This window comes from Collinsella sp. SGI.241 (assembly GCF_050312955.1).
In the GTDB taxonomy this organism is placed as follows: domain Bacteria; phylum Actinomycetota; class Coriobacteriia; order Coriobacteriales; family Coriobacteriaceae; genus Collinsella.
This window is the reverse complement of the sequence record NZ_JBNPKM010000013.1, coordinates 57,394-64,568: the sequence shown is the minus strand read 5'-3', so window position 1 is coordinate 64,568 and position 7,175 is coordinate 57,394. Positions and strand designations below refer to the sequence as shown.

At 58.6% G+C, this 7,175-nt stretch carries 6 protein-coding genes; 1 reads left to right on the top strand and 5 read right to left on the bottom strand.

Annotation, left to right across the window (positions count from 1 at the left end):
- Positions 1 to 100 precede the first annotated feature (100 nt).
- The 3 genes from ACQQ92_RS06900 to ACQQ92_RS06890 all read right to left on the bottom strand — a co-directional run bounded on the left by ACQQ92_RS06900 (position 101) and on the right by ACQQ92_RS06890 (position 3,004).
- On the bottom strand, positions 101 to 1,501 hold the full coding sequence (locus tag ACQQ92_RS06900) for a phosphoglucomutase/phosphomannomutase family protein (protein ID WP_427794535.1): 1,401 nt from the start codon (positions 1,499 to 1,501) through the stop codon (positions 101 to 103).
- Positions 1,502 to 1,675: 174 nt separating this feature from the next.
- Positions 1,676 to 2,569, bottom strand: a complete 894-nt coding sequence (locus ACQQ92_RS06895; RefSeq protein WP_427796115.1) for a homocysteine S-methyltransferase family protein — start codon at positions 2,567 to 2,569, stop codon at positions 1,676 to 1,678.
- A gap of 12 nt (positions 2,570 to 2,581) precedes the next feature.
- Positions 2,582 to 3,004 (bottom strand): metal-dependent transcriptional regulator, encoded by a 423-nt coding sequence (locus ACQQ92_RS06890; RefSeq protein ID WP_154518396.1) that lies wholly within the window; start codon positions 3,002 to 3,004, stop codon positions 2,582 to 2,584.
- 120 nt (positions 3,005 to 3,124) lie between these two features.
- Between ACQQ92_RS06890 and pepT the strand changes: the two genes are divergently transcribed.
- A complete protein-coding gene (gene pepT, locus ACQQ92_RS06885) occupies positions 3,125 to 4,372 on the top strand; it encodes a peptidase T (protein ID WP_427719695.1) in 1,248 nt (415 codons plus the stop codon).
- 253 nt (positions 4,373 to 4,625) lie between these two features.
- Here pepT and ACQQ92_RS06880 read toward each other — a convergent pair whose 3' ends face one another.
- Both ACQQ92_RS06880 and murA read right to left on the bottom strand, forming a co-directional pair.
- A complete protein-coding gene (locus tag ACQQ92_RS06880) occupies positions 4,626 to 5,879 on the bottom strand; it encodes an LCP family protein (protein ID WP_154518390.1) in 1,254 nt (417 codons plus the stop codon).
- Positions 5,880 to 5,891: 12 nt separating this feature from the next.
- A complete protein-coding gene (gene murA / locus ACQQ92_RS06875) occupies positions 5,892 to 7,175 on the bottom strand; it encodes a UDP-N-acetylglucosamine 1-carboxyvinyltransferase (protein ID WP_427796114.1) in 1,284 nt (427 codons plus the stop codon).

The following is a 7,175-nucleotide window of genomic DNA, read 5'->3' as shown; positions in this document are numbered from 1 at the left end:
TGGTTGCACACAACTCCTACACATTTATACCCGCAGCTGACGCTTGCCAGTCGTTACCTACCACTCGCCGAGCATATCTTTATATTGATCAGCCCCATGGCTAGAGCCGATATGCGCCCCGAGCCAAAGCGCAGCCGGCATCAAGCAACTCGTCGCGCTCCTCCACCGAAAAGCCCTCGGCGTACACTCGCACCACCGGCTCTGTGCCGCTCGGGCGAACCAACAGCCAGGTATCATCCTCAAATGCCAAACGCAAGCCGTCCATGTGACTTACGCTCTGCGGCGCCTTGCCGCAAATCGACTTGGGATTCACACCGGGAAGCAGCGTGCGCAGCGACTCGGCATCTTCTGCCTCAAGTCGTAAATCTCGACGGCCATAACTTGTTTTTCCAAAACTCGCCTCGAGCTGATCGACCAGCACGCCCAGCGAAGCCCCCGTCTTTGCCATGAGCTCACACAGGAGTAGGCAAGCGAGGATGCCGTCACGCTCGGGCATATGCGCGGCAATGCCGATGCCACCGGCCTCCTCACCGCCCATAAGCACCCCGTCTTTTTTCATCTCGGCGGCTATATATTTGAAGCCAACCGGTTTTACGGTCACGCGGCAACCGAGCGCCTCGGCAACACGACGCACAAGCGTCGAGCACGATAGATTGACGACGACTCGCCCCTTCAAATTGCGAAACTGAACCAATTCGCCCATTACGAGCGCCATGATCTGATGCGGATGTATATATCTACCGCGCTCGTCGACCGCGCCAATACGGTCAGCATCGCCATCGGTCACCAGGCCGGCACACGCGCCGTCTTCGATAACTGCACGCTCGCAGGCATCCACCCACGGCTCTACGGGATCGGGACAGATATCCCTCCAATCCGATGCTTGCCCCGCATGAATCTCATGGACCTCAACACCCAGCTCGCGCAGCAAATCGGCAAGATAACCTTGAGCCGCTCCCCCCATGGGGTCGACCACCACGCGCAGACGAGCGGCACGAATGGCATCGGCATCGACAAACGATGCTACCGCTCGCATATAGTCGGGAATGATATCCGCCGTGCGATACTGCTCCTCGAGCCCCAGAGGTTCGGCGGCCATCGTTGCCTCGAGTTCTTCGATGACGTCCTGGTTTGCCGTGGAACCATCGCCCATGCGCAGTTTGAGACAGAGATAGCCCTGCGGATGATGTGAACCGGTCACCATGAGCGCCCCGCACGCCTCGCCATCGTATGCGGCAGCCCACGTGATGGCAGGCGTGGGTACAAAACGGGCCACGAGCACGGCATCAAGGCCATGGGCCGCAAGCACGCCAGCTGCAAGTTCTGCAAACTCGCGCGCCCGGGGACGGGTGTCATACCCGATATATACCGTCTTGCCGGGATATGTCTTTTGCCAGAGCTCGCCGGCGGCATCAGCGATACGGGCAACATTGTCAGCGTTAAAATCCTCGCCGACGCGAGCGCGCCAGCCATCAGTTCCAAAATGAATTATCGCGCACACACGCAGACACCTCGCAGTGTTTGGATCATGGTACGCAAGTGGTATACCCGCAACGAGCGCCCGGCAAGCCGCCGGCGCACGCATTCACCGTTTAGGCAAAAGCCATCGAGGGCGCATGTAGACAAAAAACCGCCCCGGTCGGGGCGGTAATTCGAATGTGCTTTTCTTCGGACTCTATATATCGAGCGCGTCTGCCATAGCAGCCGTCGTGATCGCCGTGGTTCCGCAACAGCCACCAACCATTGCGGCGCCAGCCCGCTTCCACTCGACGCATGCGCGCGCGAAAGCTTCGGGGTCCTCGTGCCACACAGGCCCATCTTGCGTTTGGACCGGATTTCCCGCATTGGGACGTACAGTAACGGGCGTCGTGGCTATCTTGACCATTCTTGGTACCGCAGCGGTAGCCGCTGTCAGGGTGCAGCAATTGATCCCAACCGAGCTCGCACCGTGCTTCTCGGCATACAAGATGGCACCTTCGATGTTTAGGCCATCACCCAGCAGGTCGCCCTTGTCATCAATAGCAAAGCTCACCAGAACGGGCATGCCATCAGCGGCATCATGGACACCGGCGAGCACGGGCTGCAGATTGCGGATAGACGTGATCGTCTCGACCAGAATCCCGTCGACGCCGGCGTTGAGCAGGGCGGACGCCTGCTCGCGAGCATTTGCGCGAATCTCTCGATACTCGGAAGAATCCTCGACAAACCACTCAATCGCAATAGGCCCCATGGACCCCAGCAATAGCTGGGGATTTGCCTGGCGGGCATCGTCGACCGCCCCGCGATTGACCTCTGCCATAGATGGAGCGATTTCATCGCAATCGAGCGCAAAACCCGATGCCTGGAACGTATTGGTAATAAGCACCTGTGCACCAGCGGCGGCATACAGTCGGTGGATGCGAGAAACCGTCTGTGGTTCGGCGAGGTTCCAAAATGCCGGCGGAATATCGGCAGCACCGTATTCACTCAGCAGCACGCTGCCCATCGGACCCTGTGCCAGCAGCGTCTCGCTGGCAAGTCGGCGCATAAGCTCCTCGCCGCCGAAGCGATTGTAATAACTCGTATCCATATATATGTTTCGCTATTCCTCGATGCTGATTCCCTGCTTTTCGAGATAGGCGAGCCAACGGACCATTGTGTCCTCGGAAAGCGCGTGCTCCATCATGCAGGCCTCGGCATCGGCGCGCTCAAAGTCGACGCCGAGCTCCTGGACCAAAAATGTGCGAATCAGGCGATGGCGATACCAGATAGCCAAACCGACCTCGCGCCCACGGTTGGTCAGGATAACCTTGCCGTAGTGAGACTGCTCGACAAGTTCGGATGCCTTGAGAGCCGAAACCGCCTTGTTGACCGATGCCTTCGAGACGCCAAGGCGCTGTGCGATATCGACCGACCGCACGCCATTAGTCTCCCCATCCTCGCTTTCGATGCGAACCATGCACTCCAAGTAGTCTTCGTTCGCCACCGTTAGATGTAGCTCGCGCGAGCTATTTGTCGTATCCATGAACATCCGTCCCTTCTGCATTCAATGGCTGATTCTACCCCATCCAAGCGTCGCGGTATGCTGCGGCATACCGTGCTAGAGTTCTTGTTGCACACGACAACCAAGATTGGAGCGGTCTCTATGGAAAACACCACCACGAACCCCGACGTACTCGAGCGTTTTTTGCGCTACGTCCAGATCAACACACAGTCCGAGGATGCCAACTGTGACCAGGTTCCGTCGAGCACCGTCCAGTTTGATCTTGCCAATGTGCTTGCCGAGGAATTGCGCGAGCTTGGTGCAACCGATGCCCATGTAACCGAAAACGCCTATGTCTGCGCTCACATTCCCGCGAGCGCCGGCTCCGAGAATAAGCCCGCCCTGGGCCTGATCGCGCACCTCGACACCACCGAGGTCGCACCGGGCGCCGGCGTAGCGCCGCACATCGTGCACTACGAGGGCGGCGACCTAGTTTGCGGCATCGTCGACGGCAAGCCCGTGTCCATGAGCACCGCCAAGCTCCCCGCCCTCAACAACCTTTTGGGCGAGGACCTGGTTTGCACCGACGGCACCACTTTGCTGGGCGCCGACGATAAGGCCGGCGTCGCCGAGATTATGGCGCTCGTCGCACGCATTGCACAGGACCCCAGCCTGCCCCACCCCACGCTTGGTATTTGTTTCTGCCCGGACGAGGAAATCGGCCACGGTGCCGAGCTGTTGGATATCGAGGACTTTGGCTGCAAGTATGCCTACACAGTCGACGGCGGTCCGGTTGGCGAGCTTGAGTGGGAGTGCTTCAATGCCGCCGAGGCTACCGTTAGCTTTGAGGGCCAGTCCATTCACCCCGGCGACGCCAAGGGCCGCATGGTTAACGCGGGCAATCTGTTCTGCGACTTCAATGCCCTGCTCCCCTACGTGCAGCGTCCGGAATACACCGAGGGCTACGAGGGCTTCTATCACCTTGAGGGCGTTTCTGCCACAGTCGACCATGCCACGGCGCGCTATATCGTCCGTGATCACGATGCCGCCAAGTTCCAGCAGAAGCTCGATCTGATGGATGCTGCCGCCGCGCTGCTCAACCAGCGTCTGGGCGAGGAGCGCGTAACGGTCGAGATCAAGCACCAGTACCGTAACATGGCCGAGATTGTCCGCGACTACCCAGAGCTGATCGATGTCGCTAAGGAATCCTTCCTTGCCTGCGATGTTGAGCCCCAGGTGCTGCCGATTCGCGGCGGCACCGACGGTGCACAGCTGTCGTTCCGCGGCCTGCCCTGTCCCAACCTTTCGACGGGCGGCTACTGCTACCACGGCGTCAACGAGTTTGTTCCGGTCAGCTCGCTCGTCAAGATGACCGACGTCTTGCAGGAGCTCGTCGCCCGCTTCGCATAAGGAACTCGAATAATCTAGGTAAGCAAAATCGCCCCGTCCTCAAAACCGAGAACGGGGCGATTTTTTGGTGCAAGGGGAGTAGTCGGCATCGCTGGTTGAATCAACGTCAGCGAGCGACATCCAGGGCGAACAAGTCGGCATGAAAAAGGCAGGACATTGATTCTGGTCATACCCTGCCTTTTGAATGACAAATTGTCGTTCTGGGCGGCGCGCAACGTCGAGCCGTTGCGCGGGCTGGCAAGCCCGCGCAACCCTAGTAGTTGGCTTCGTAACCGTTGCCGTCGCCAGTGGGCTCCTCGTAATAATATGAGCTGTAATCCGAATCGTCCGAATAGCTCGAATCGTCCGAATAGCTCGAATCGCCCGAGCTTTCCGACGAACCGGCCGTACCGTAGGCGTAATCGTCAGAAGTATGATTGCTCAAATCACCGATTGTGGAGCTGGTTCCGTCGGATAGGCCCATGGTGTTTGGTCCCTTAGGATCCTTGCCGGCATCGACGCGCGCCATCATCTCCTTAAGCTCGTCCTCGTAGACAAAGACATAGCTCTGGCCGTCGATCATGGTGGTTTCATCTGCGTAGGAAGGCAGATTCGCCGAATAGATGCCATCGACATCCATGCCGCGCATAGCATTGACCGTAGACACGATGTCCTGAACGCTCATATCGGTCACAAGCATATCGGACAGCGAATTAACCAGGTCGAAGACCTTCGTAGCATCAAAGTTGTTGAGAATCTGGTTGGCAAGGGCACCAAGCACCTGGCGTTGGTGACGCATGCGCGTATAGTCGCCGTCGGCATAGGTATAGCGGCAACGGGCATAGGTGAGCGCGGTAGCACCGTCCATGTGCTGCTGGCCTGCCGTAATCTTAATGTCCAGATGCTCGGGGTCATCGACATCGTCGGTGGCGTTGATGTCGATACCGCCCACAGAGTCAATCAATGATTGCATACCGTCAAAGCTAACCTCGGCATAGTGGGAAATCTGCACGCCGCACAGCTCATTGACCGCTTGAACCATGGCCTCGGCACCGCCATAGGTATGGCAGGCGTTGATCTTCATGGTTTCGCCGTTATAGACAACCTTGGTATCACGTGGAATGGATATAAGCGTAGCCTGCTTTTGCGTAGGGTCGATGCGCGCCAAGATAATTGAATCGGAGCGATACGTGTCCTCGCCCGGACGACCATCGGTACCCAAAAGAAGCACGTAGAACGGATCCTTGGCCTCATTGGTATCCACCAAGATATGGCGCAGATTGTCGGTAATGACATTGGAATCGCCAAGCTTGCCCATAATGTTGGCGAACCACAGCCCGGCGGCAGTCGTAGCGCTCAACAGCACGCCAAGCACGGCGATAAGCGCAACGCGACGGATTGTCTGGCCGCGGCGGCGCTGACGAGCGCGCTCGGAGTAGCGTGCAACATTATCGCGACTGTAGATCTTGGCCTGTGCGCCGGTTGAAGGTCTTCGAGTATCCGCTAAGGGCTTCTTATTATTAAACATAGGCAACCTGCATTAGTAGATGACGGGATCGGGAACAGTGGCGTGCTCGACGTTTGCACCAAGTGTCTGCAGTTTTTCGACAAACTGCTCATAGCCACGTTTGATGTGATGGATGGCCGAGACCTCGGTAACGCCGTCGGCGATAAGGCCAGCAACGACGAGCGCGGCGCCGCCGCGCAGATCAGGCGAGGTAACCTGTGCACCCGAGAACCCCTTGACGCCATGAATCATGGCGTGATGGCTTTCGATGCGGATATCCGCGCCCATACGGACCAGCTCCGACGCGAACATGAAGCGGTTCTCGAAGATATTCTCGGTAATCACAGAGCTGCCATCAGCAAGAGCGGAAAGCACCATGATCTGCGCCTGCATGTCCGTCGGGAAGCCCGGGAACGGGAGTGTCTGAATATCGACCGGCCTGATGTGCTCGGCACGACTCACGTGAACGCCATTCTCGATTCGCTCACACTCGATACCCATGAGCTCCATCTTCTTGAGCACCATGCCCAAGTGAATGGGGCAAAAGCCCGTAACGTCGACACCGCGGTCATCGGCCATCAGGGCACCGGCAACGATAAAGGTGCCGGCCTCGATGCGGTCGCCCACCACGCGATGGGTAACGGGATGCAGCTCGTCCACACCTTCGATGGTCACGACGGGCGTGCCGGCGCCAACAATCTTGGCGCCCATCTCGTTGAGCATATTGGCAAGGTCGACGATCTCGGGCTCGCGAGCCGCATTATCGATAACCGTAGTGCCTTGCGCGCGCACGGCCGCCATGATGAGGTTCTCGGTAGCGCCGACGCTGGCAAACTCGAGCGTGACGGTGGTACCGTGCAGGCCCTGGGGCGCGTTGGCGTTGATGTAGCCGTGGGCGGTATCGAACTCAACGCCCAAGGCCTCAAGACCCAAGATATGCATGTCGATCTTGCGAGCGCCCAGGTTGCAGCCGCCGGGCATGGCGATCTTGGCGCGATGGAAACGGCCCAGCAGGGGTCCCATCACGGCCGTGGAGGCGCGCATCTTGGCGACAAGCTCGTAGGGAGCCTCCCAGGAATCAACCTGAGAGGTATCAATCTCGAGCGTGTGCTCGTCGAGGACATCGATCGTGGCGCCCATGCCCTTGAGCACCTTGCCCATCACGTGGACATCCGAGATATCGGGCACGTTCTGCAGCGTCGTCTTCCCCGGTGCCAGAAGCGTTGCCGCCATGAGTTTGAGTGCAGAGTTCTTTGCACCCGAAACGGGCACGGAGCCTCCGATGGTGTGGCCACCTTCAACACGGATGATATCCAA